Genomic DNA, 25,786 nt, shown 5'->3' with positions numbered 1-25,786 from the left:
AGGTGTACTTCGACAATGTGCGGATCCCGGCGGACCGGATGATCGGTGCGGAGGGTACGGGTTTCGCGACGGCGATGAAGACGCTGGACCACACCAGGGTGACGATCGCGGCGCAGGCGGTCGGCATCGCGCAGGGCGCGCTGGACTACGCGAAGGGCTATGTGCGGGAGCGTAAGCAGTTCGGGAAGGCGATCGCGGAGTTCCAGGGTGTGCAGTTCATGCTGGCGGACATGGCGATGAAGCTGGAGGCCGCGCGGCAGATGACGTATGTGGCGGCGGCGAAGTCGCAGCGGGGGGATGCGGATCTGACGTTCTTCGGTGCGGCGGCGAAGTGTTTCGCGTCGGACGTGGCGATGGAGGTGACCACGGACGCGGTGCAGTTGCTGGGTGGTTACGGGTACACGCGGGACTACCCGGTGGAGCGGATGATGCGGGACGCGAAGATCACCCAGATCTACGAGGGCACCAACCAGGTCCAGCGGATCGTGATGGCCCGCAACCTGCCGTAACGACGGCCCGACGGGCCCCGACGGCCGGCCGGTGCAGCCGACCGGCCGTCGGGGCCGCCCCGTCGAGCCGATGCTAAGTTCCGGAGAATGAGCGAGAAGGAAGAGCAGGACCTGCCCATGAACGACGGGCCCTCGAAGCCGGCCATGCGCGAGGCGCTGGTGGCCGCGGCCTTCGAACTCTTCCTGGAGCGCGGCTTCGAGCAGACGACGGTCGACGACATCGTCTCGCTCGCCGGCGTCGGCCGGCGCTCCTTCTTCCGCTACTTCCCGGCGAAGGAGGACGTGGTCTTCCCCGACCACGAGCGAAGCCTCGCCGAGATGACGGAGTTCCTGGAGTCCGGCACCGGCGAGGAGGACCCGGTCCGGCACGCCTGCGAGGCGGCCCGGCTGGTCCTGCGGATGTACGCGGAGCAGCCCTCCTTCTCCGTCCAGCGCTACCGCCTCACCCGCAAGGTCCCCGGCCTGCGCGCGTACGAGCTGTCGGTGGTCTGGCGCTACGAGCACACCCTCGCCGCCTACCTGCGCGGCCGCTTCGCCGACCGCCCGGACGGCCCGCTGCGCGCCGACGTGATCGCCGCCGCCGTGGTCGCCGCGCACAACCACGCCCTGCGCACCTGGCTGCGCTCGGGTGGCGAGAGCGACTGGGTGGCCGAGGTGGACGCGGCGATGGCCTTCGTCACCTCCACCTGGAGCGACCGCCCCGCCGACGCCGCCCCGGAGGGCGAGAGCCCGGCCGACGACGTGGTGGTGCTGGTCGCCAGCCGTCGCGCGCCGCTCTGGCGGATGGTCCAGGGCATCGAGAGCGCCATCGGCGACTCCCGCCGGATCTGACGCGGATCTAACGCGGATCTGACGCCGGATCTGACGCCGGATCTGACCGCGGCGGCTCCGCCGCTCAGCCGTTACGCAGTTCCAGGGTGCAGCACTTGACGCTGCCTCCGGCCTTGAGGAGTTCCGACAGGTCGACGCCGATCGGCTCGAAGCCGCGCTGCCTCAGCTCGTCGATCAGATGGACCGCCGACTGGGGCAGCACCACGTGGCGGCCGTCGGAGAACGCGTTCAGGCCAAAGACGAGGGCGTCCTCCTCGGTCGCCAGGATCGCGTCGGGGAACAGTTCCCGGAGCACCTTCCGGCTGCTCTCCGAGAAGGCCGCCGGGTAGTACATCACTTCGTCGTCCGAGAGCACCGCAAGGGCGGTGTCCAGGTGGTAGAAGCGGGGGTCCACCAGGTCCAGGGAGACCACCGGGACCCCGAAGAAGTCCTGGGCCTCGACGTGGGAGCGGCGGTCGGTGCGGAAGCCCGTCCCCGCCAGCAGCGTGCGGCCGGCGAGCAGGTAGTCGCCTTCGCCCTCGTTCACGTGCTCCGGCCAGCGGATGTCCCCGAAGCCGTGGTCCCGGAACCAGGCGAGGTAGGCAGGGCCCTCGGCCGTGCGCTCGACGCTCCGGAAGCGCGCGCCCAACACCCGACCGTCCACCACGGTGGCGCCGTTGGCGGCGAAGACCATGTCGGGCAGCCCGGGGAGCGGATCGATCACCTCCACGACATGCCCGAGAGCGCGGTACAGATCGCGGAGGCTCTCCCACTGGGCGAGCGCCACGGAGCCGTCGGTGGGCTTCTCGGGAGCCATCCACGGGTTGATGGAATAGGTGACGTCGAAATGCCGTGGAGCGCACATCAGAAGGCGTCGCCGTGTTGCCGTACGAGTCACTGCTTCCCCTGCCCTGGCGTACCCGTGATCGGTGCTGCCGGTCCTCGGTGACACGGAAATCTCCTTGCAATTCAGCAGACCAGCGGCCGGAGGCTCCGGCGTACCGAGGCCTCCGGCCGGTTGCGTGCGGAAAGCCGGGGTCAGTTGCCCTGCATGGCGGCGATGAGGGACTTCGGGCGCATGTCGGTCCAGGACTTCTCGGTGAAGGCGATGCACTCCTCGCGCCCGGCCTCGCCGAAGGCCACCTCCCAGCCTTCGGGCACCTCGGCGAAGGCCGGCCAGAGCGAGTGCTGCCCCTCCGTGTTGACCAGGACGAAGTAGGTGGCGGTGGGGTCCTCGAACGGGTTCGACATTCTTGGTTCCTCTGTCTGGGTCGGGTGTGGCTTCGAACGGTGCGGGACATCCCGGCGGGCCGGTCCGGCCGAACTCCGGGGCGACTGACGTCAGTTGGGCTCGTCAGCCGGGCTCAGTGGTCGGGCTCCGTGGTCGGGCTCCGTGGTCGGGCTCGTCGGTCGGGCTCAGCACCTGGCGGTGCGGCCGAGACCGGAGAAGAGGTCGTCGACGAGGGCCTGGGTCTCGTTCAGGAGGTAGAAGTGGCCGCCTTCGAAGGGCGTCACCCGGAAGTCCGAGCGCGTCACCCCGGCCCAGGCTTCCGCTGAATCGCGGTCCACGTCCGCGTCCTGTTCTCCATAGTAGGCAGTGACAGGGGCGTTCACCACGGCGTTGGTGCTCGTCGCCGTGTACGCCTCGATCAGCCGGTAGTCGGCGCGGATCGCCGGCAGAACCAGTTCGCGCAGCTCCGCGTCGTCGAAGGCCTGGGCGTCCGTCCCGCCCAACTCGGTGAGTTCCTGCATGAGTTGGGAGTCCGTGGCCTCGGAGAGCGGACGGATCCGCTCCCGCCCGGGCCCCGAGCGGCCGGAGACGAAGAGGGCCGACAACGAGAAGCGGTGCTCCTCCTGCAGGCGCAGCGCCACCTCGTAGGCGACCGAGGCGCCCATGCTGTGGCCGAAGAACGCCAGCGGGGCGTCGAGCAGGCGGGCGCACTCACGGGCTATCGGTACGGAAAGCTCGTCCATCGTCCGGGCGAGGGGTTCGAGGAGCCGGTCCTCCCGGCCGGGATAGCGGACCGCCAGCAGTTCCACGCCGGGTGGAACGAGCCGGCCCCAGGGGTGGAAGAAGCTCGCCAGGCCGCCGGCATGGGGGAAGCAGATCAATCGCATCTGCGGATTCGGGCACGGCCGGACCTTCCGGAACCATCGGCCGACCCGCATGTCGTCCTGGCTGCGCATACCACTCTTCCTCGGGTTGGAGCGGACGGCCGCTCCGGATGATTTCCGGTGCCGGGCTGTGGTTCCGGTGCCGGGCTGTGGTTCCGGTGTCGGGCGGTGATTCCGTTGCGGGCCCCGAGGTGCTCTCCTCGAATGGTTCGGAATGGGTCCGGACCGTAGTCGGACGGAAACAGCTGCAGCGCCGTATTCGGAATTCCGGTGAGCCCGAACAATCCGCGGGCGGGACGGCCGTCCCGAATCGGGGTGCGGATTCGCCTCGCCGTTCCGGGGGGCTTGCTCCGGAGAAATCCGATCGCGGTGATCGCGAGTCCGATGATGCTTCGACGCGTCTCCCGGTGTCAATGGGCCTCGTGCGTCGCCGGTTGGGCGTCACCGCCGGTTCACCGTTCGGCTACGGCCCGTGCTCCACCGGCAGGCCTGGTGCGGGCGCCTGAGAGCCCGTCGGCCCCTGCTGCCGGCGCCCCTGCGGCCGGTCGCGGCGCCCCGCCGCTGGGACACCGTGGGGCGGAGCCCGGCCGGACCCCGACGGGAGGCCGCCGATTGCAGTAAGTGCTCGACCGACCAGGCAATATGACGCAAAGTAATTTCGAGCTGATCACTGCGCAAGTGCTTACGATAGGTCCGTTCTTCGTACCCGGCCGGAACTCGGCCCAGGGGGCAAGAAGACCAGTCAGGCGATACAGGGGAGGCAGTTGCCGTGGCTAGTCGTATTGATGGTGCGAATGCATTGGGTGCGGATCGTGAAGATGGACGTTTAAGGCCGCTATCCGGGTCCCGTACCAGGACGATTCCGGTCAGCTCACTCCTACCCGGCGATTCCCCCCGGCTTCTGGGGCCGGACGAGCGGCATGTCGAAACCCTCGCGCAGGTCGACGAGCCGCTGCCGCCGATCCTGGTCCACTGGCCGTCCATGAAGGTCATCGACGGGCTGCACCGCCTGCTCGCGGCGCGGTCCAGGGGTGACCAGGAGATCGAGGTCAGCTTCTTCCACGGCGACGAGGAGGCGGCGTTCGTGCTCGCGGTGGAGGCCAACCGGGCGCACGGGCTGCCACTGACCCAGGCGGACCGCACCGCGGCCGCGACCCGCATCCTCAAGGCGCACCCCTACTGGTCCGACCGTGCGATCGCCGCCTCCGCGGGGCTCGCCGCCGTGACGGTGAAGGGGATCCGGCAGAGGGAGTCTGCCGGATCCCCGCTCGGGGCGCGGATCGGACGCGACGGGAAGGCACGCCCGATCAGCGCGGCACATGGGCGCCGACTGGCCGGCAAGCTGATAGCCGAGCAGCCGGGCGCCTCCCTGCGGGAGATCGCCAAGGTCGCGGGTATCGCTCCGGCCACCGTGCGGGACGTCCGCGACCGGATGCGCCGCGGCCAGGACCCCGTTCCCCCGAAGCAACGGGCGATGGAGCGCGCACCGCGGCCGCGGGCGGAGGAGAGCGTGCCGAGGTCGCACGTCATCGAAGTGGCCTTGAGCGGGCAGCCGCCCGGCATGGTGCGCAGTCGGATCGTGCCGCCCGACGCCGACGCGGTCACCCGGCCCGCGGACATCGTGGAGAGGCTCCGCCGGGACCCGTCGCTCCGTTTCAACGAGGCCCGCCGCTCGCTGTTGCGCTGGCTCGGCTCGCAGGCGACCGGCAGTCGGCAGTGGAGCGAGTTCGTGAACCAGGTCCCACCCCACGCGGCGGGCGCCGTGGCGGAGTTCGCGCGAGCGTGCGCACAGGACTGGAACTCGTTCGCCGAGGAGCTGGAAAGCCGATCGGCCTGAGCGGAGCGCCTGTTCAACTGTCCGTTCCGGGCAGTTGAACAGGCCCGGTGAGCCGGCTCCACCGCGAGCCGGCTCACCGCTGCTCGGCTAGGAGGCTCCGGACACCAGGCCGTGCCCCGGCGGTACGGCTGCCGGATCGGTGCCGGCGTCCAGGATGCGGTTGGCTTCGTCGACGAAGACGACCCTGGGGTCCATCGTGCGGGCCTCGGCGTCGTCGACCGTCGCGTACGAGATGAGGATCACCAGGTCGCCTTCGTGGACCAGTCGGGCCGCGGCGCCGTTGATCCCGATGATGCCGCTGCCGCGCGGTCCCGCGATGACGTAGGTCTCCAGGCGGGAGCCGTTGTTGATGTCCACGATGTGGACCAGCTCGCCCGCGAGCAGGTCGGCGGCCTCCATCAGGTCCTCGTCCACGGTGACCGAGCCCACGTAGTGGAGGTTGCACTGGGTCACGGTGGCTCGATGGATCTTCGACTTCAGCATCGTGCGCTGCATGGTTCGTCCTCCCGAGTGATGGTGGTGGGCGTTACGGAGCGAGGCCGCCGGGTTCGTCGGAGGCCGCGCGTTCGATCATGGCGGCCAGTTCCCGCCGCCGACTCCCGTCGTCCCGGCGGAAGTTGTCGATCACCTTGGCCACGACCTCGGGCGGCTGCTCCTGGCTGAGCTTGAACATGCTGTCGACGCTCCGGACCTCGATCTCGAACCCGCGGACCCCGGGCAGCAGTCGGTCGAAGTACTCGAGCGAGTCGCTCATGTCCCAGCCCGTGCCGACCTCCCGCTCGAAGGTGCGCACGGTGGCCCGCACGATCCCCCTGAGCTCGTCGGGGTCGTCGATCAACCGCAGTGCGCCGTGGACGTGAACGGAGGTGAAGTCCCAGGTCGGGGCCGCGGGGGACTTCTCGTAGACCGTCGGCGACAGGTAGGAGCCGGGCCCCTGGAAGACGAGTACGGCGTGATCGGCCCCGGCCAGGGCCTCCCAGTGGGGGTTGAGCACGTTCAGGTGTCCGAGGATCCGCCGGCCGACGAGGTGGTCCCCGGAGGCGGGAGATCCATCGGGCTCCTCGGCGAGCAGCACGGGGACGTGGGTGGCCCAGGGGTGTTGCGGCCCGTTGGTGGCCAGCAGGGCCAGCGGATGGGAACGGATCAGTTCGAGGGTCCAGGACGGGTCCTGCGGCCGGTACTGCTCAGGAACGTACATCGCTGAGTCCCTTCGACCTCGCCCGTCCGAGCTGCCCGGGAGCCGCGCCCCGGTCGCGTCCGGCCACCGACTCGACGATCTCGCCGGCCCTGACCGCCGTGGTCGACAGCAGCGAGGAGGACAGGCCGTGGGTGTGCTCCGTGCCGCCCTGGAGGTAGATCCCGCACTCCACCGAGCTCTCGGTCACCACCTTGTGGTCCCGCTGGACGCGTAGGAGACCGGAGGAGTCGCGCTTGCAGAAGTCGGCCGTCCCGCCGAGCACCGCGAGCGGATCCATCGGCCGGTAGCCGGTCGCGAAGACCACCAGATCGGTGTCGAGGTCGACGAGTTCGCCGCTGGGAAGGTGCTCCAGCCGGAGCCGGACCCGGTCGGGTTCCGAGGTCACCTGCCGTACCGCCGTCATGTGGCGGACGTGCAGACGGGGAACGCCGCGTACGGACTCCCGGTAGATCCGGTCGTACAGGTCCTCGATCACCTCGATGTCGACCACCGAGTAGTTCGTGTTCGCGTGGTACTGGAAGAACGTCTGCTGCACGTGCGGCGGCGCGGAGAAGAATTCGTCGACGGCCGCCGGGTCGAAGACGCGGTTGGCGAAGGGCGAGTCATCCGCGGGGCTGTAGCCGTAGCGCGAGAAAACCGCGTGGACGTCGGCGTTCGGAAAGGTGTCGTGAAGGTGCCCGGCTATCTCGGCGGCGCTCTGCCCCGCGCCGACGACCGTACACACCGACGGATCCCCCGGGAACTCCGCGAGTCGGTTGAGGAAGTCGGAACTGTGCCACAGGCGGTCCGTGGCCTCCAGTCCGAGCGGCAGAGTGGGAACGATACCGCTGGCGATCACCAGGTTCCGGGTCCGGTGCACGACCACCACGTCGGGGTTGTCGATTTCGCGCGAGAAAACATCCAGGTGGACGACCCTGCCGTCCTCCTCGACGGGGCGGACCTCGACCACTTCGGTGCCGTAGCGAACGAGTTCCGTGAACTGCGCTGCCACCCATTCCAGGTAGTCGTGGAACTCTATGCGCAGCGGGAACAACGTCTTGTGGTTGATGAACCGGACCAGTCGGTCGCGCTCGTGCAGATACGTCAGGAAGGTGAACCGACTGCCCGGATTCCGCATCGTGGCAAGGTCCTTGAGGAAGCTGACCTGCATCGTCGCCTGGTCGAGCAGCATGCCCTTGTGCCATTCGAAGCGCTGCTTGCGCTCGATGAAGCCGGCCCGCAGCGGGGCGCCCGAGGTGGCCTCGTTGTATTCCTCGACGGCTACCGCCAGAGCCAGATTGGAGGGACCGAAACCGACTCCCAAAATGTCGAAAACCGGACCACTGTACGTCGTTGTCGGTTGCATGTGGTGTTCTCATCCCGTTCTTGGGGCTGCCGTGCGCGGGAGGTAAATTCCGGGATGCCCCGTCGAAAACACATCTCCGCACATGTCCGGAGCAGGCGTCAAGAAGGGACGCTCCGTGCTGTCGGTCGGGCCGGTAGCAGTTGAACGGATACTCAGCAGTTAAACGGGTGTGCTCAGCAGTTGAACGGATGCTCAGCGGTTGAACAGGCGCTCCTTGACACGGTCCCGGCCGCCGGTGAGGATCACCGAGCGTTGCTGTCCTGGGATGTGTACCACCGGGGCGCGCACGATCCGTAGGTCAATCCTCCCGAGCAGGGGTCGAGAACCGGCGGGTGGCCGTCAAGGCCGCCGTCGGTCCAGTCGGTCTGCCCGGTCTGCTCGGTCTGCTCGCATTACCGATCCGAATCATTTCCGGTTCAGGCTTGAGATCAGTCGATGATTCTCGGAATTCCGCGCCTGGACGCTCGTCGCCTCTCCTGTGGAGTCTTCATGACCACCCCTGACAAGCGGTTTGCCGAGACCCTCCACCCCGGTGCGGACGGGGTCGTTCCCGTGCCTCCGCGCGGACAGGACCGGCTGCTGACCGACTGGGGCCGGAACCTGCGCGACGACATCGACGACGCCACCGTGCCGCGCCTGTTCGAGGCCCGGGTCGAGGCGACTCCACAGGCTCTCGCCCTGGAGGACGGCGACCGCTCCTTCACCTATGCCGAGGTCAACGCGCAGGCCAACCGGATCGCCCACTGGCTCATCTCGCGCGGCACCGGTCCGGGCCAGCTGGTCGCCGTGGCCCTTCCCCGCTGTGCCGAGCAGATCACCGCGATCCTGGGCATCACCAAGGCGGGCGCCGCCTACCTGCCCGTCGACCCGGGCTACCCGGCCGAGCGCATCGACTTCATGCTCGCCGACGCGAAGCCGACCCTCCTGCTGACCACGGCCGCCCTCGCCGCGAGCCTGTCCGGCGCCGGCGGCGAGACCGTCCTCGTCGAAGCGCTCCCCGGGCTCCTGGACGAGCAGGCCACCGACGATCCCACCGATGACGACAGGCTCGCACCGCTCGTCGTCGAGGACCTCGCCTATACGATCTACACCTCCGGTTCCACCGGCCGGCCCAAGGGCGTCGCCGTCACCCACACCGGGCTGGCCAGCCTCACCGCCGCGCTGGCCGACCGCTGCGCGGCGGGACCGGGCAGCCGGATCCTGCAGCTCGCCTCGCTCGGATTCGACGCCTCCGTCTCGGAGATCTTCCTCGCCCTGACCTCCGGCGCCACGCTCGTCCTGACCGACGCCGACAGCCTGGCCGGCCACGAGCTCATGCGGACGATGGCCGACCGGCGGATCACCCATGCCTTCGTCACGGCCTCCGTGCTGGAGACGCTGCCCGCCGGGAGCGAGGCGGCCCTGCCCGGGCTCGGCACCCTGACCATGATCGGTGAGGCCGTCCCCCCGGAGCTGGTGGAGCGCTGGTCCCCGGGCCGTCGGATGGTCAACGCGTACGGGCCGACGGAATGCACCGTGTACGCGACGGCGAGCGGGTACCTGACCGGACGCCGGGTCCCGATCGGGCGGCCGCTGTTCAACGCGCGGGTGTACGTCCTGGACGCCCGTCTCCGGCCGGTCGCCCCGGGCGAGGACGGTGAGCTCTACATCGCCGGCAAGGGCGTGGCCCGTGGCTACCTCAACCGTCCGGGTCTGACGGCGGAGCGCTTCGTCGCGGACCCGTTCGGTGAGCCGGGCGAGCGGATGTATCGCACGGGTGACCTGGTGCGCTGGAACCCGGACGGTGAACTGGACTACCTGGGCCGCAGCGACGACCAGGTGAAGATCCGCGGGTTCCGGATCGAGCCCGGCGAGGTCGAGGCCGTGCTGCAGCAACTGCCCGGTGTCTCCCAGGCCGTGGTCATCGCTCGCCGGGACCAGCCCGGCGGCACCCGCCTCGTGGCGTACGCGGTGCCGACGGCGGTCGACGGCTTCTCCTCGGAGCAGGTCCGCGAGCAACTGCGCGACGTCCTGCCCGGCTACATGGTCCCGTCCGTGGTCGTCCGACTGGACCGGATGCCGATGACGCCCAACGGGAAGATCGACCGCAGGGCCCTGCCCGCACCCGACTACGCCCTGGCGGGCACCGGGCGCGCCCCGCGCACGCCGCAGGAAGAGCTCCTCTGCACGGCGTTCGCCGAGATCCTGGGCGTGCCCGGGGTGGGCGTCGACGACAGCTTCTTCGAGCTCGGCGGGCACTCGCTGCTGGCCACCCGCCTGATCAGCCGGATCCGTACGGCCCTGGGCGTGGAGATCCCGCTGCGGACGGTGTTCGAGGCGCCGACCGCGGAGCAGCTCGCCCTCCGGCTGGCCGACCACGCGGGCGAACTGCGCCCGGCCCTGGTGCCGTTGGCCCGGCCGAAGACGCTGCCGCTGTCCTACGCCCAGGAACGGCTGTGGTTCCAGCACAAGCTGGAAGGCCCCTCCGCCACCTACAACATCGCACTCGCCCTGCGGCTCTCCGGCGAGCTGGACCAGCAGGCACTGCAGGACGCCCTCAACGACGTGGTCACCCGGCACGAGGCCCTGCGCACCGTCTTCCGCGAGATCGACGGACGGCCCGGCCAGCAGATCCTCACCCCCGACCGGGCTCGCACCGAGCTGCGCGTCCGGCAGGTCGGCCGGGCCGACCTCACCTCGGCCATGAACGGGGCCGCGGGTCACGAGTTCGACCTGTCCGGTCAAGTCCCCTTCCATGCCGAACTGTTGGCCGTCAGCCCGGCGGAGTCGGTGCTGATGCTGATCGTCCACCACATCGCGGGTGACGGTTGGTCGCTGGCGCCGCTGGCCCGGGACCTGATCGCCGCCTACACCGCGCGCCTGACCGGTGCCGAGCCGGACTGGCCTCAACTGCCGGTGCAGTACGCGGACTACACGCTCTGGCAGCGTGACCTGCTCGGTGACGACACCGACCCGGACAGCCCGTTCAGCCGCCAGTACGGCTACTGGGCGCAGCAGTTGGCCGGTCTGCCGGAGCAGGTCACCGTCCCCACCGACCGGCCCCGCCCGGCCGTGGCCAGCCACATCGGTGACACCGTCGCCTTCGGCCTCGACGCGGACCTGCACCGGGACCTCGCCGAGCTGGCCCGCACCACCGGCAGCACCATGTACATGGTGCTCCAGGCCTCCATGGCCGCGCTGATGACCCGGCTCGGCGCCGGGACGGACATCCCGATCGGCAGCGGTGTGGCCGGACGCACCGACGAGAACCTCGACGACCTGGTCGGCTTCTTCGTCAACACCTTCGTCCTGCGGACGGACACGGCGGGCAACCCCGTCTTCACCGACCTGCTCGGGCAGGTCCGCCGGACCAGCCTGGAGGCCTACGCCCACCAGGACGTCCCCTTCCAGTACCTGGTGGAGAAGCTCAACCCGCTGCGCTCCGCGGCGATCCACCCGCTCTTCCAGGTCGCGCTCGTCCTCCAGAACAACGAAGAGGCCCACTTCGACCTGCCCGGCCTGCGGGCGGACTCCGAGACCTGGCCCACCGGCACGGCACGGTTCGACGCGTTCATCAGCATGTACGAGAGCCACGACTCCGACGGCATGCCCATGGGCATGTCCGGCACGGTCGAGTTCGCGACGGACCTGTACGACCGGGCCACGATCGAGACGCTGATCGAACGGTGGACGCAGGTGCTGCGGGGGGTGGTCGCCGACCCGTCCCAGCGGATCGGTGCCCTGAGCATCCTCACCCCGCGGGAACACCCCGACCGGGCGGTGCAGCCCGAGCGGGTCGAGATCGAGGACGCGGCTCTGCCGGTGCTGTTCCAGGCCCGCGTGGCGGCCGCCCCGGACGCCGTCGCGTTGGAGGCCGACGGTGCGTCGTGGACGTATGCGGAGTTGAACGCGTGGGCGAACCGGATTGCGCACTGGTTGATCTCGCGGGGTGTCGGTGCCGAGGATCTCGTGGGTGTGGTGTTGCCGCGTAGCGCGGTGCAGGTGGCGGTGGTGCTGGGCATCGTGAAGGCGGGTGCCGGCTACCTGCCGGTGGATCCGGACTATCCGGCGGAGCGGATCGCGTACATGCTCGCGGACGCGGCCCCCGTCCTGCTGCTCACCAGTGGGGAGTTGACGCCGGGGCTGCCGGACGGACTGGCGGACGGGCTGGCGGTCGAGGAGCTGGCCGAGGTCTGGCAGGCGCAGCCCGCCACCGACCCGACGGACGCCGACCGGATCGCCCCGCTCGCGGCCGCGAACACGGCTTACACGATCTACACGTCGGGTTCGACGGGTCGGCCCAAGGGTGTGGCGGTTACGCATTCGGGGTTGGCGTCGTTGGCGGTGACGCTGGTGGAGCGGTTCGGGGTGTCGGCGGAGAGTCGGGTGTTGCAGTTCGCTTCGCCGGGGTTCGATGCGGCGGTGTGGGAGCTGGTGATGGCACTGGCGACCGGTGCGGCGTTGGTGGTGGCGGGGTCGCGGCGCTTGGCGGGTGAGGAGCTGGGCCGGGTGCTGGCCGAGCGGGAGGTCACGCATGTGACGCTGCCGCCGTCGGCGTTGGCGAGTCTGCCGGTGGGGGTCGAGGCCACTTTGCCGGGTCTGGAGACCGTGGTGGTGGCCGGTGAGGCGTGCCCGCCGGATCTGGCGGAGCGGTGGTCGGTGGGTCGTCGGATGATCAATGCGTACGGTCCGACGGAGTCGACGGTTGGTGCGACGGCCAGTGAGCCGCTGTCGGGTGCGTATGTGCCGATCGGTCGGCCGGTGGTCAACACGCGGGTGTACGTGCTGGACGAGAACCTGCGCCAGGTGCCGCCGGGCATCCCCGGCGAGCTCTACCTCGCCGGCCGGGGCCTGGCCCGCGGCTACCTGAACCGTCCCGGTCTGACGGCCGAGCGCTTCGTGGCGGACCCGTTCGGTCGGGTCGGGAGCCGGATGTATCGCACGGGTGACCTGGCGCGGTGGAGCCGGGACGGTGAGCTGGAGTACCTGGGCCGTACGGATGAGCAGGTGAAGATCCGTGGGTTCCGGATCGAGCCCGGTGAGGTCGAAGCTGCCCTCACCCGGCATGCCGAGGTCGCGCAGGCAGTGGTGGTTCCGCGTGAGGACCAGCCTGGTGACATTCGTCTGGTGGCCTATGTCGTCCCGGGGAGTGACAGTGCTGCCGAGGTCGATGCGGCTGAGCAGGTCGGGGACTGGCGGGAGTTGTACGACTCGGTGTACGGGCAGGCCACGGCGTCGTTGGGTGAGGACTTCGCGGGGTGGGACAGCTCGTACACGGGTGAGGCGATCCCGTTGGAGGAGATGCGGGAGTGGCGTGCGGCGACGGTGGAGCGGATCCGCTCCTACGGGCCGAGGCGTGTGTTGGAGATTGGTGTCGGTTCGGGTCTGCTGATGGCACCGCTGGCGGAGGAGGTGGAGTCGTACTGGGGCACGGATCTGTCTCAGGCGGTGGTGACGCGTCTGGTCGAGCAGGTCGCCGAACGCGGCTGGGAGCACGTGCGGGTGTCCTGCCAGAGCGCCGAGGACTTCACCGGTCTGCCGGCGGGCTACTTCGACACGGTCGTGATCAACTCCGTCGCGCAGTACTTCCCGAACCGTGACTACCTGACTATGGTTCTGTCGGGGGCGTTGGAGTTGCTGGCGGACGGTGGTCGGGTCGTTGTCGGTGACGTTCGCCATCTCGGGCAGTTGCGGGTGTTCCAGACGGCCGTGCAGGTGCCGAGGGCCGCTGATGTCGCGCAGCTCCACGCTTCGGTGGAGCGTGCGGTGGTGGTGGAGAAGGAACTCCTGGTCCACCCGGACTACTTCACCGCTTTCGCCGCCGAGCGTGGTGCGGGTGTGGATGTTCGGATCAAGCGGGGTTCGGCGCACAACGAGCTGACTCGTCACCGCTATGACGTCACCCTCCACAAGACCGCGGGGGCGCTGACGGATCTGAGCGGCGTGCCGGTGGTGCGCTGGGGGGCCGACGTTACGTCGCTGGAGGAGCTCGGGGAGCGTCCGGTCGAGGGCGGTCTGCGTGTGACGGGTGTCCCGAACGCCCGTCTGACGGGCGAGGTCGCTGCCGTCGATGCGCTTTCGGTGGGTGCGGATTTGGTCGGAGTGCGGGAGGCGCTGGCGGCCGGCGGGGGTGTGGATCCCGAGGTGTTCCACCGCTGGGCCACCGAGCACGGCCTCGACGCGGTCACCACCTGGAGCTCCGAGCGGCCGGCCGCCTTCGATGCGGTTCTGCTGCCGGTGGGCAGCGCTCTGGCGGTGACGGGTGTCTATCGGTCGTCGGGGGTGGCCGGTTCGGTTCTGACGAACGCTCCGGCGCGGGCGCGGACCGGTGGTTCGCTGGTGGCGGCGTTGCGTCAGGTGTTGCAGGCGCAGTTGCCGGACTACATGGTGCCGTCGGCGATCGTCACGCTGGACCGTCTTCCGTTGACGCCGAACGGGAAGATCGACCGCAAGGCCCTTCCGGCGCCGGACTACGCGTCCACCGCTGGGGGTCGTGCGGCTCGCACGCCGCAGGAGGAGGTCCTCTGCACCCTGTTTGCCGAGGTCCTGGGTGTGCCCGGGGTCGGGATCGATGACGACTTCTTCGCGCTGGGTGGCCATTCGCTGTTGGCGACCCAGCTCAGCAGTCGGGTGCGGAGTACCCTCGGCACCGAGCTGCCGCTCCAGGTGCTGTTCGAGGCGCCGACCGTCGCCCGGCTCTCCGCGCGGCTGGGCGAGGGCGCGGCGCGTCCCGCTCTGGTCGTGATGCCTCGTCCCGAGGTGCTGCCGCTGTCCTTCGCGCAGCAGCGGCTGTGGTTCCTGCACCAGCTCGAGGGCCCCTCGGCCACCTACAACATGCCGTTGGCCCTGCGGCTGACCGGTGAGCTGGACCGGCAGGCGCTGCTGGACGCCCTCAACGATGTGATCTCCCGGCACGAGGCCCTGCGCACCGTCTTCCTGGACGTCGACGGACAGGCCCGTCAGCACATCCTCGACCCCGTCGAGGCCCGCATCGACCTGGCGGTCGTCCCCACGGACGAGGACCGGATCCACGGGCAACTGGACCTGGCCGCGCGCCACGAGTTCGACCTGTCCGGCCAAGTTCCGCTGCACGCAGAGTTGTTCACGGTCAGTCCGACGGAGTCGGTGCTGTTGCTGGTGCTGCACCACATCGCCGGTGACGGTTGGTCGATGGCGTCGCTGGCCCGTGACCTGGTCACGGCCTACTCCGCCCGGCTGGAGGGCGCGGCGCCGCAGTGGCCGCAGCTGCCGGTGCAGTATGCCGACTACACCCTGTGGCAGCGTGAGCTGCTGGGCGACGACAGTGACCCGGACAGCCCGTTCGTGCGCCAGCAGCAGTACTGGGCACGGCAGTTGGCCGGTCTGCCGGAGCAGGTGACGGTGCCCACCGACCGGCCCCGCCCGGCGGTGGCCGGCTACGCGGGCGACGTCACCACCTTCGGTATCGACGCCGATCTGCACCAGGCGCTGTCCGAGTTGGCCCGTTCCAGCGGCACGACGATGTTCATGGTGTTGCAGGCGTCGTTCGCTGCCCTGATGACCCGGCTCGGTGCCGGCACGGACATCCCGCTCGGCGCGCCGATCGCCGGACGTACGGACGAGAACCTCGACCAGCTGATCGGCTTCTTCGTCAACACCCTGGTCCTGCGCACCGACACGGCGGGCAACCCGGCCTTCACCGACCTGCTCGCCCGGGTCCGTCGGACCAGCCTGGAGGCCTACGCCCACCAGGACATCCCCTTCGAGCACCTGGTGGAGGCGCTCAACCCGCACCGCTCCTCCAGCCACCACCCGCTGTTCCAGATCTCCCTGGGGCTCCAGACCGCCCAGCAGCCGTCCTTCGACCTGCCCCGGCTGCAGGTGGACAGCGAGATCTGGCCCACCGGAACCTCGATGTTCGACCTCGCCATCACCGTCGGCGAGGAGCGTGGCGAGAACGGTGCACCTGCGGGAATCAACGGGTTCGTCGAGTTCGCGACGGATTTGTACGACCGCACCACCGTCGAGGCGCTGACTGCGCGCTGGGTCCGGCTGCTCAGGTCGATTGCCGCCGATCCGTCCCGGCCGATCGGATTCCTCGACGTCCTCACGCCCGGTGAGGCCGCCCGGCTCCGGGACTGGTCGGCTGCCCCGAGTGCGGAGATCGACGACGCCACGCTGCCGGAGCTGTTCCAGGCCCGCGTGCAGGCGACCCCCGATGCCCTCGCGTTGGAGGTCGGCGAGGCGTCCTGGACGTACGCCGAGCTGAACGCGCGGGCGAACCAGGTCGCGCACTGGCTGATCGGCCGGGGGATCGGTGTCGAGCAGCTGGTCGGGGTGGCTCTGCCCCGGTGTGCCGAGCAACTCGCCGTGATCCTGGGCATCGCCAAGGCGGGCGCCGGCTACCTGCCGGTCGACCCGGACTACCCGGCCGACCGCATCGCCTACATGCTCGCCGACGCCGCCCCCGCCCTCCTGCTCACCACCGCGGAACTGGCACCGGGGCTGCCGGACGGGCTGGCGGTCGAGGAACTGGCCGAGGTCTGGCAGGCACAGCCCGCCACCGACCCGACCGATGCCGACCGGATCGCCCCGCTGCGACCGGCCAACCCGGCGTACGTGATCTACACCTCGGGTTCGACGGGCCGCCCCAAGGGAGCCACGGTCACCCACACGGGTCTGGCGTCGTTCGCCTCGACCCTGGTCGAGCGCTGCCTGACCACGGCGGACAGCCGGGTCGTGCAGCTGGCCTCGCCGAGTTTCGACGCCTCCGTCCTGGAACTGCTGATGGCTCTCAGCAACGGCGGCACGCTGGTCGTGCCCCCGCCGGGTCGTCTCGCGGGTGAGGACCTCTTCCGGGTCCTGGCCGACCGGCGGATCACCCATGCGTTCATCCCGCCGTCGATCCTGGCCACCCTCCCGGCCGGTGCCCCCGACACGCTGACCGACCTGTCCAGCCTCGTCGTCGGTGCCGAGGCCTGCCCGCCGGACCTGGCCGAGCGGTGGTCGGTGGGTCGTCGGATGGTGAACGCGTACGGTCCGACGGAGTCGACGGTCGGTGCGACGGTCAGTGAGCCGCTGTCGGGTGCGCATGTTCCGATCGGTCGGCCGGTGGTCGACACGCGGGTGTACGTGCTGGACGAGAACCTGCGCCAGGTCCCGCCGGGCATCCCCGGCGAGCTCTACCTCGCCGGCCGGGGCCTGGCCCGCGGCTACCTCAACCGGCCCGGTCTGAGTTCCGAACGCTTCGTGGCGGATCCGTTCGGCGGGGCCGGGAGCCGGATGTATCGCACGGGTGACCTGGTGCGCTGGAACCCGGACGGTGAACTGGACTACCTGGGCCGTACGGATGAGCAGGTGAAGATCCGCGGGTTCCGGATCGAGCCCGGCGAGATCCAGGCTGCTCTCACCCGGCACCCCGAGGTCGCCCAGGCCGTCGTCATCGCCCGCGAGGACCAGCCCGGCGACACCCGCCTGGTGGCCTACGTCGTCGCGGAGACGGAGTACGGCTTGTCCACCGAGGAGGTGCGCGACCGGCTGCGGGAGCAGCTGCCGGACTACATGGTCCCCGCGGCCGTCGTGGCTCTGGAGCGGATGCCGGTGACCCCGAACGGGAAGGTGGACCGCGACGCCCTGCCCGCACCCGACTACGCCCTGACCGGCACCGGGCGCGCCCCGCGCACGCCGCAGGAGGAGATCCTCTGCACGGCGTTCGCCGAGATCCTGGGCGTGCCCGGGGTGGGGGTCGACGACGGCTTCTTCGACCTGGGCGGCCACTCGCTGCTGGCCACCCGTCTGATCAGCCGCATCCGCACGGCGCTCGGCACCGAGATTCCGCTGCGCGCGATCTTCGAGGCCCCGACCGTGGCCCAGCTGGCCCGCCGGCTGGCCGACCACGCGGGCGAACTGCGCCCCGCACTCGAACCGGTCGTACGGCCGCAGGTGCTGCCGCTGTCCTACGCCCAGGAACGGCTGTGGTTCCTGCACAAGCTGGAAGGCCCCTCCGCCACCTACAACATGGCGTACGCCCTGCGCCTGACGGGCGCCCTGGACCAGCAGGCACTGCAGGACGCCCTCAACGACGTGGTCACCCGGCACGAGGCGCTGCGCACCGTCTTCCGCGAGATCGACGGACGGCCCGGCCAGCACGTCCTCGCCCCCGACCAGGCGCGCATCACACTGCGGACCGTCCCCACGGACGAGAGCCGGCTGCACGACCAGCTCCGTCGCGCCGCGCAGCACGAGTTCGACCTATCCGCCCAAGTACCGCTGCACGCACGGCTGTTCACCGTCAGCCCGGCGGAGTCGGTGCTGATGCTGATCGTCCACCACATCGCGGCCGACGGCTGGTCGATGGCGCCGCTGGCCCGTGACCTGATCTCCGCCTACAGTGCCCGTCTCACGGACGACGAGCCCGGCTGGTCGCACCTGTCGGTGCAGTACGCGGACTACACGCTGTGGCAGCGTGACCTGCTCGGTGAGGACACCGACCCGCAGAGTCCGTTCAGTCGCCAGTACGGCTACTGGGCACAGCAGTTGGCCGGTCTGCCGGAGCAGGTGACCGTCCCCACCGACCGGCCCCGGCCCGCCGTCGCCGGCAAGGCGGGTGACACCATCGCGTTCGGCCTCGACGACGGTCTGCACCGGGACCTGGCCGAGCTGGCCCGTGCCACCGACACGACCGTGTTCATGGTGCTGCAGGCCTCCCTCGCCGCCCTGATGACCCGCCTCGGCGCCGGAACCGACATCCCGATCGGTTCTCCCATCGCCGGGCGCACCGACGAGAACCTCGACGACCTGGTCGGCTTCTTCGTCAACACCCTCGTGGTGCGGACCGACACGGCGGGCAACCCGGCCTTCACCGACCTGCTCGCCCAGGTCCGCCGGACCACCCTGGCCGGCTACACCCACCAGGACGTCCCCTTCCAGTACCTGGTGGAGAAGCTCAACCCGCACCGCTCCGCCGCTCACCACCCGCTCTTCCAGGTCATGCTCGCCCTCCAGAACAACGAGCAGGCCGACTTCCGGCTGCCCGGACTGCACGTCAGCCCCGAGCCGACTCCCACCGGCACGGCGCGGTTCGACCTGTTCATCACCGTCGGGGAGGAGCACGGCGAGAACGGTGCGCCTGCGGGAATCAACGGGTTCATCGAGTTCGCGACGGACCTGTACGACCGGGTGACCGTCGAGGTCATGGCCGAGCGCTGGGTGCGCCTGCTGCGGGCCGTGGTCGTCGACCCGCGGCTGCCCCTGGACGAGGTCGAGATCCTCGACCGGGCCGAGCGCCACCGCATCCTCGGCGAGTGGAACGACACCGCCGCCGAGGTCCCGTCCGCCACGTTGCCCGAGCTGTTCCAGGCCCAGGCGACCCGTACGCCGGACACGACGGCCGTGGTGTTCGAGGGCGTCGAGCTCTCGTACGCGGAGCTGAACGCCCGGGCCAACCGTCTGGCCCACCTGCTGATCAGCCGTGGAGCCGGCCCGGAGCAGCTGGTCGCGCTGGTGCTGGAGCGCTCCGTCGAGATGGTGGTCGCACTGCTCGCCGTCACCAAGGCCGGCGCCGCCTACCTGCCGGTCGACCCGGAGTACCCGGCGGACCGCATCGCCCACCTGCTGGAGGACGGCGCCCCCGCGCTGGTGCTCGCGACATCCGCCACCGCCGGGCTCACCGCGGCCCCGGCCCTCGTCCTGGACGCGCCCGGCCTGGTCGAGGAGCTGGCGGGCCTGCCCGACGGCGACCCCGTCGACGCGGACCGGATCCACCCGCTGCGAGCGGCCAACCCGGCGTACGTGATCTACACCTCGGGTTCGACCGGCCGGCCCAAGGGTGTGGCGGTTCCGCACAGCGGCATCGTCAACCGGCTGACCTGGATGCAGAGCGAGTACCGGATCGGTGCGGACGACCGGGTCCTGCAGAAGACGCCGTTCGGCTTCGACGTCTCGGTCTGGGAGTTCTTCTGGCCGCTGCTGGAGGGCGGAACGCTCGTCCTCGCCCGCCCGGGCGGGCACAAGGACCCCGCCTACCTGGCCGAGCTGATCCAGCGCGAGCGGATCACCATCGCCCACTTCGTCCCGTCCATGCTCCAGGCGTTCCTGCACGAGCCGGCCGCGGCCGGTTGCACCGGACTGCGTGCCGTCCTGTGCAGCGGGGAGGCGTTGTCGGCCGACCTGCGTGACCGCTTCGACGACGTGCTCGACGTTCCGCTGCACAACCTCTACGGCCCCACCGAGGCATCGGTGGACGTCACGGCCTGGGCGTGCCGGGAGTCCGACACGGGTGCGAGCGTGCCCATCGGACGCCCCGTCTGGAACACCCGTGTGTACGTACTGGACGCGGCACTCCAGCCCGTCCCACCGGGCGTGCCGGGCGAGTTGTACCTCGCCGGGGTCCAGCTGGCCCGCGGCTACCTGAACCGTCCCGGCCTGACGGCCGAGCGCTTCGTCGCGGATCCGTTCGGTCAGCCGGGCGAGCGGATGTACCGGACCGGGGACGTCGTGCGCTGGACCGCTGAAGGTGTCATCGTCTACACCGGCCGCGCCGACGACCAGGTGAAGATCCGCGGTTTCCGCATCGAACTCGGTGAGGTCGAGGCCGCCCTGGCCGCCCACCCCGAGGTCGCCCACGCTGCCGTCGTCGCCCGTGAGGACCAGCCCGGTGACGTCCGCCTGGTGGCGTACGTCGTGCCCGGCACCGCCGTGGACGGCCAGGAACAGGCCGCCGCTGAGCAGGTCGAGGGTTGGCGGGAGTTGTACGACTCGGTGTACGAGCGGCCCACGGCGCCGTTGGGTGAGGACTTCGCGGGGTGGGACAGCTCGTACACGGGTGAGGCGATCCCGCTGGAGGAGATGCGGGAGTGGCGTGCGGCGACGGTGGAGCGGATTCGTTCCTACGGGCCGAGGCGTGTGTTGGAGATTGGTGTCGGTTCGGGTCTGCTGATGGCACCGCTGGCGGAGGAGGTGGAGTCGTACTGGGGCACGGATCTGTCCCAGGCGGTGGTGACGCGCCTCGTCGACCAGGTCGCGGAGCGCGGTTGGGAGCATGTGCGGGTGTCCTGCCAGAGTGCGGAGGACTTCACCGGTCTGCCGACGGGCTACTTCGACACGGTCGTCATCAACTCCGTCGCGCAGTACTTCCCCAACCGTGACTACCTGACTGCGGTGCTGTCGCGGGCCTTGGAGCTGCTGGCGGACGGTGGCCGCGTCGTCCTGGGTGACATCCGCCATCTCGGGCAGCTGCGGACCTTCCACACCGCGGTGCAGACGCCGAAGGCCGCTGATGCCGCGAAGTTGCGTGCCGCGGTGGAGCGCGCGGTGGTGGTGGAGAAGGAACTCCTGGTCCACCCGGACTACTTCACCGCTTTCGCCGCCGAGCGCGGTGCGGGTGTGGACGTCCGGATCAAGCGCGGTTCGGCGCACAACGAGCTGACCCGCCACCGCTACGAGGTCACCCTCCACAAGACCGCCGGGGCGCTGACGGATCTCACCGACGCGCAGGTGGTGCGCTGGGGGACGGACGTTACGACCCTGGAGGAGCTCGGCCGGCAGCCGGTCGAGGGCGGCCTGCGTGTCACGGGCGTCCCGAACGCCCGCCTGACGGGCGAGGCCGCCGCCGTTGAAGCGCTTTCGGTGGGTGCGGATCTGGCGGTCGTACGGGAGGCGCTGGCGGCCGGCGGGGGTGTGGATCCCGAGGTGTTCCACGAGTGGGCCGCGGCTCAGGGTTTGGACGCGGTCGCCACGTGGAGTTCGGAGCGACCGGGCGCGTTCGATGCGGTCCTGCTGCCGGTGGGCAGTGGTCTGGCGGTGACCGGTGTCTATCGGTCGTCTGGGGTGGCCGGTTCGGTTCTGACGAACGCTCCGGCGCGGGCGCGGACCGGTGGTTCGCTGGTGACGGCGTTGCGCCAGGTGTTGCAGGCACAGCTGCCGGACTACATGGTGCCGTCGGCAATCGTCACCCTGGACCACATCCCGCTGACGCCGAACGGGAAGGCCGACCGCAAGGCCCTTCCGGCGCCGGACTACGCGTCCACGGCCGACGGCCGCGCACCGCGCACGCCCCAGGAGGAGATCCTCTGCACCCTGTTCGCCGAGGTCCTCGGCCTGCCCGGGGTCGGGATCGACGACAACTTCTTCGACCTCGGCGGCCACTCCCTGCTCGCCACCCAGCTCAGCAGCCGGATCCGCAGCACCCTCGGCACCGAGGCGCCGCTCCAGGTGCTGTTCGAGGCGCCGACCGTGGCGAAGCTCGCGCCGCGTCTGACCCAGGACGGCGAGCTGCGTCCGCCGCTCCTGCCCGTCACCCGGCCCAACCCGCTTCCGCTCTCCTACGCCCAGCAGCGGCTGTGGTTCCTGCACCAGCTCGAGGGCCCCTCGGCCACCTACAACATGCCGTTGGCCCTGCGGCTGACCGGTGAGCTGGACCAGCAGGCACTGCTGGACTCCCTCAACGACGTCATCGCGCGCCACGAGGCCCTGCGCACCGTCTTCCTGGACGTCGACGGACAGGCCCGTCAGCACATCCTCGCCCCCGAGCAGGCCCGCATCGACCTGGCGGTCGTCCCCACGGACGAGGGCGGACTCGCCGACCACCTGCGCCGGGCGGCCCGGTACGAGTTCGACCTGTCCGGCCAAGTGCCGCTGCACGCCGAGCTGTTCACGGTCGGTCCGACGGAGTCGGTGCTGATGCTGGTGCTGCACCACATCGCCGGTGACGGTTGGTCGCTGGCGCCGCTGGCCCGGGACCTGATATCCGCCTACAGTGCCCGTCTCGCGGACGACGAGCCGGACTGGCCGCAGCTGCCGGTGCAGTACGCCGACTACACGCTGTGGCAGCGCGAGCTGCTGGGCGACGACAGTGACCCGGACAGTCCGTTCGTGCGCCAGCAGCAGTACTGGGCACAGCAGTTGGCCGGTCTGCCGGAGCAGGTGACCGTCCCGACCGACCGGCCCCGGCCCGCCGTCGCCGGCTACGCGGGCGACGTCACCACCTTCGGTATCGACGCCGATCTGCACCAGGCGTTGTCCGAGTTGGCCCGTTCCAGCGGCACGACGATGTTCATGGTGTTGCAGGCGTCGTTCGCTGCCCTGATGACCCGCCTCGGTGCCGGCACGGACATCCCGCTCGGCGCGCCGATCGCCGGACGGACGGACGAGAACCTCGACCAGCTGATCGGCTTCTTCGTCAACACCCTTGTGCTGCGCACCGACACGGCCGGCAACCCGTCGTTCACCGACCTGCTCGCCCGGGTCCGCCGGACCAGCCTGGAGGCCTACGCCCACCAGGACATCCCCTTCGAGCACCTGGTGGAGGCGCTCAACCCGCACCGCAGCACCACGCATCACCCGCTCTTCCAGGTCATGCTCGCCGTCCTCAACACCGAGCAGCCGAACTTCGAGCTGCCCAACCTGCAGGTCGCGGCAGACGGTGTCGCGATGGGCACGTCCAGGTTCGACATGTTCATCAACATGGGCGAGCACCGGGACGACAACGGCACCCCGGCCGGTATGTCGGGCACGGTCGAGTTCGCGACGGATCTGTACGACCGCACCACCGTCGAGGCGCTGACCGCGCGCTGGGTCCGGCTGCTCAGGTCGATTGCCGCCGATCCGTCCCGGCCGATCGGATTCCTGGACGTCCTCACGCCCGGTGAGGCCGCCCGGCTCCGGGACTGGTCGGCTGCCCCGAGTGCGGGGACCGGTGCGGCCACGCTGCCGGAGCTGTTCCAGGCCCGGGTGCAGGCCACCCCCGATGCCCTCGCGCTGGAGGTCGGCGAGGCGACCTGGACGTACGCCGAGCTGAACGCGCGGGCGAACCAGGTCGCGCACTGGCTGATCGGCCGGGGCATCGGTGCCGAGCAGTTGGTCGGGGTGGCTCTGCCCCGCTGTGCCGAGCAGCTCGCCGTGATTCTGGGCATCGCCAAGGCGGGTGCCGGCTACCTGCCGGTGGACCCGGACTACCCGGCCGACCGCATCGCCTACATGCTCGCCGACGCCGCCCCCGCCCTCCTGCTCACCACCGCGGAACTGGCGGTGCAGCTGGCACCGGGGCTGCCGGACGGACTGCCGGACGGGCTGGCGGTCGAGGAGCTGGCCGAGGTCTGGCAGGCACAGCCCGCCACCGACCCGACCGATGCCGACCGGATCGCCCCGCTGCGACCGGCCAACCCGGCGTACGTGATCTACACCTCGGGTTCCACCGGCCGCCCCAAGGGCACCGCCGTTCCCCACACCGGACTGGCCGGCGTCACCGCCAGCCTGATCGAGTGCTGCGCGACCGGGCCCGACAGTCGTGTGCTGCAACTGGCGTCCCCCAGCTTCGACGTCTCGATCATCGAGATCCTCATGGCCATCAGCCGGGGCGGCGCTCTCGTGGTACCCCAGCCCGGCCGCCTCGCGGGGGAAGAGCTCGCGCGCGTCCTGGCCGATTGCCGCGTCACCCACGCGTTCATCCCGCCGTCGGCGCTGGCGAGCATGCCCGAGGGCACCACCGCCGCACTGGGCGACCTGCGCACGGTGCTGGTGGCGGGCGAGGCGTGCCCGCCCGAGGTGGTGGAGCACTGGTCGCAGGGCCGCCAGATGATCAACCTGTACGGGACGACGGAGACCTTCGTCAGCTCCATCAGTTCACCGCTGTCGGGCCGGCACGTCACGATCGGGCGACCGATCGTCCACACCCGGCTCTACGTGCTGGACGAGTACCTCCAGTTGGTGCCGCCGGGCATCCCCGGCGAGCTCTACAACGCGGGCACCGTGATGGCTCGCGGGTACCTGGACCGGCCGGGTCTGACGGCGGAACGCTTCGTGGCGGACCCGTTCGGCGGGGCCGGGGACCGGATGTATCGCACGGGTGACCTGGTGCGCTGGAACGGGGACGGTGAGCTGGAGTACCTGGGCCGCACCGACCACCAGGTGAAGATCCGCGGGTTCCGGATCGAGCCCGGAGAGGTCCAGACCGCCGTAGCCCGGATCCCGGGGGTCGCGCAGGCGCTGGTGGTCCCGCGTGAGGACCAGCCCGGTGACGTCCGCCTGGTGGCCTACGTCGTCCCGGAGACGGAGCACGGGGTGTCCACCGAGGAGGTGCGCGACCGGCTGCGGGAGCAGCTGCCGGACTACATGGTCCCCGCGGCCGTCGTGGCTCTGGACCGGATGCCGGTGACCCCGAACGGGAAGATCGACCGCAGGGCCCTGCCGGCTCCGGTCTACGGCGCGGCCGGCGCCGGGCGCGGTGCCCGTACCCCGCAGGAGCAGATCCTCGGTGCGGCGTTCGCCGAGATTCTCGGCCTGTCGAGCGTGGGGGTCGACGACGGCTTCTTCGACCTGGGCGGCCACTCCCTGCTGGCCACCCGCCTGATCAGCCGGATCCGTACGGCCCTGGGCGTGGAGATCCCGCTGCGCGCGATCTTCGAGTCCCCGACCGTGGCCCAGCTGGCCCGCCGGCTGGCCGACCACGCGGGCGAACTGCGCCCGGCCCTGGTGCCGTTGGCCCGGCCGGAGGTGCTGCCGCTGTCCTACGCCCAGGAGCGGCTGTGGTTCCTGCACAAGCTGGAAGGGCCCTCCGCCACCTACAACATGGCCTTCGCCCTGCGCCTGACAGGCGACCTGGACCGGGAGGCGCTGCAGGAGGCCCTCAACGACGTGGTCACCCGGCACGAGGCGCTGCGCACCGTCTTCCGCGAGACCGAAGGACAGCCCGGCCAGCACATCCTCGCCCCCGGCGATCAGGCCCGGGTCGCCCTGCACGTTCAGCAGATCGACGAGGCCGACGTCACGCCGACGCTGAACCTGGCCGCTCGCCACGAGTTCGACCTGTCCGCCCAAGTACCGCTGCACGCAAGGCTGTTCACCATCAGCCCGGCGGAGTCGGTGCTGATGCTGATCGTCCACCACATCGCGGCCGACGGCTGGTCGATGGCGCCGCTGGCCCGGGACCTGATCGCCGCCTACACCGCACGCCGGACCGGCGCCGCGCCCGACTGGCCGCAACTGCCCGTCCAGTACGCCGACTACACCCTTTGGCA

10 protein-coding genes (1 of these 10 cut by a window edge) are annotated in these 25,786 nt (G+C 70.4%); 4 read left to right on the top strand and 6 right to left on the bottom strand.

The window, feature by feature from the left end; translation table 11 throughout:
* Nucleotides 1-509: acyl-CoA dehydrogenase family protein (locus ACIQWA_RS24420; RefSeq protein WP_402485686.1), on the top strand; the 509-nt coding region annotated here is incomplete at its 5' end.
* Nucleotides 510-596: 87 nt separating this feature from the next.
* Nucleotides 597-1,340 (top strand): TetR family transcriptional regulator, encoded by a 744-nt coding sequence (locus ACIQWA_RS24415; RefSeq protein WP_360245516.1) that lies wholly within the window; start codon nucleotides 597-599, stop codon nucleotides 1,338-1,340.
* A 64-nt stretch (nucleotides 1,341-1,404) separates the two neighbouring features.
* Here the strand turns inward: ACIQWA_RS24415 and ddaH are convergent, their stop codons facing one another.
* From ddaH to ACIQWA_RS24400, 3 genes are all read right to left on the bottom strand, one after another.
* On the bottom strand, nucleotides 1,405-2,271 hold the full coding sequence (gene ddaH / locus ACIQWA_RS24410) for a dimethylargininase (RefSeq protein ID WP_402485683.1): 867 nt from the start codon (nucleotides 2,269-2,271) through the stop codon (nucleotides 1,405-1,407).
* 86 nt (nucleotides 2,272-2,357) lie between these two features.
* Nucleotides 2,358-2,570 carry an MbtH family protein gene (locus tag ACIQWA_RS24405; protein WP_360245522.1) on the bottom strand — a complete coding sequence of 71 codons (213 nt, stop codon included), beginning with the start codon at nucleotides 2,568-2,570 and terminating at the stop codon, nucleotides 2,358-2,360.
* Between the two features lie 165 nt (nucleotides 2,571-2,735).
* Nucleotides 2,736-3,437 (bottom strand): thioesterase II family protein, encoded by a 702-nt coding sequence (locus tag ACIQWA_RS24400; RefSeq protein ID WP_402485679.1) that lies wholly within the window; start codon nucleotides 3,435-3,437, stop codon nucleotides 2,736-2,738.
* A gap of 766 nt (nucleotides 3,438-4,203) precedes the next feature.
* Between ACIQWA_RS24400 and ACIQWA_RS24395 the strand changes: the two genes are divergently transcribed.
* The gene (locus ACIQWA_RS24395; protein WP_402485676.1) at nucleotides 4,204-5,271 is read left to right on the top strand and encodes a ParB/RepB/Spo0J family partition protein; all 1,068 of its coding nucleotides are present in this window, start codon (nucleotides 4,204-4,206) and stop codon (nucleotides 5,269-5,271) included.
* Between the two features lie 87 nt (nucleotides 5,272-5,358).
* Here ACIQWA_RS24395 and panD read toward each other — a convergent pair whose 3' ends face one another.
* Genes panD through ACIQWA_RS24380 form a run of 3 tightly spaced genes read right to left on the bottom strand, consistent with a single transcriptional unit; the run spans nucleotide 5,359 to nucleotide 7,814 of the window.
* A complete protein-coding gene (gene panD / locus ACIQWA_RS24390) occupies nucleotides 5,359-5,766 on the bottom strand; it encodes an aspartate 1-decarboxylase (RefSeq protein WP_402485674.1) in 408 nt (135 codons plus the stop codon).
* A gap of 31 nt (nucleotides 5,767-5,797) precedes the next feature.
* A complete protein-coding gene (locus tag ACIQWA_RS24385; RefSeq protein WP_402485671.1) occupies nucleotides 5,798-6,469 on the bottom strand; it encodes an FMN-binding negative transcriptional regulator in 672 nt (223 codons plus the stop codon).
* Complete coding sequence (locus ACIQWA_RS24380; RefSeq protein WP_402485669.1) at nucleotides 6,456-7,814, bottom strand: lysine N(6)-hydroxylase/L-ornithine N(5)-oxygenase family protein; 1,359 nt, start codon at nucleotides 7,812-7,814, stop codon at nucleotides 6,456-6,458. The genes ACIQWA_RS24385 and ACIQWA_RS24380 overlap by 14 nt, the downstream gene beginning before the upstream one ends.
* Nucleotides 7,815-8,303: 489 nt before the next feature.
* On the opposite strand from ACIQWA_RS24380, the gene ACIQWA_RS24375 reads away from it, so the two are divergent.
* Nucleotides 8,304-25,786 carry the 5' portion of a non-ribosomal peptide synthase/polyketide synthase gene (locus ACIQWA_RS24375; protein ID WP_402485666.1) on the top strand. Its footprint extends 19,726 nt past the window's final position, so 17,483 of the gene's 37,209 nt are visible here — the first part of the coding sequence; it begins with the start codon at nucleotides 8,304-8,306; its stop codon lies off the right edge, out of view.

The organism is Kitasatospora sp. NPDC098652 (assembly GCF_044760155.1).
In the GTDB taxonomy this organism is placed as follows: domain Bacteria; phylum Actinomycetota; class Actinomycetes; order Streptomycetales; family Streptomycetaceae; genus Kitasatospora.
The sequence above is the reverse complement of the archived record's forward strand: the minus strand, read 5'-3'. Positions and strand labels throughout refer to the sequence as shown.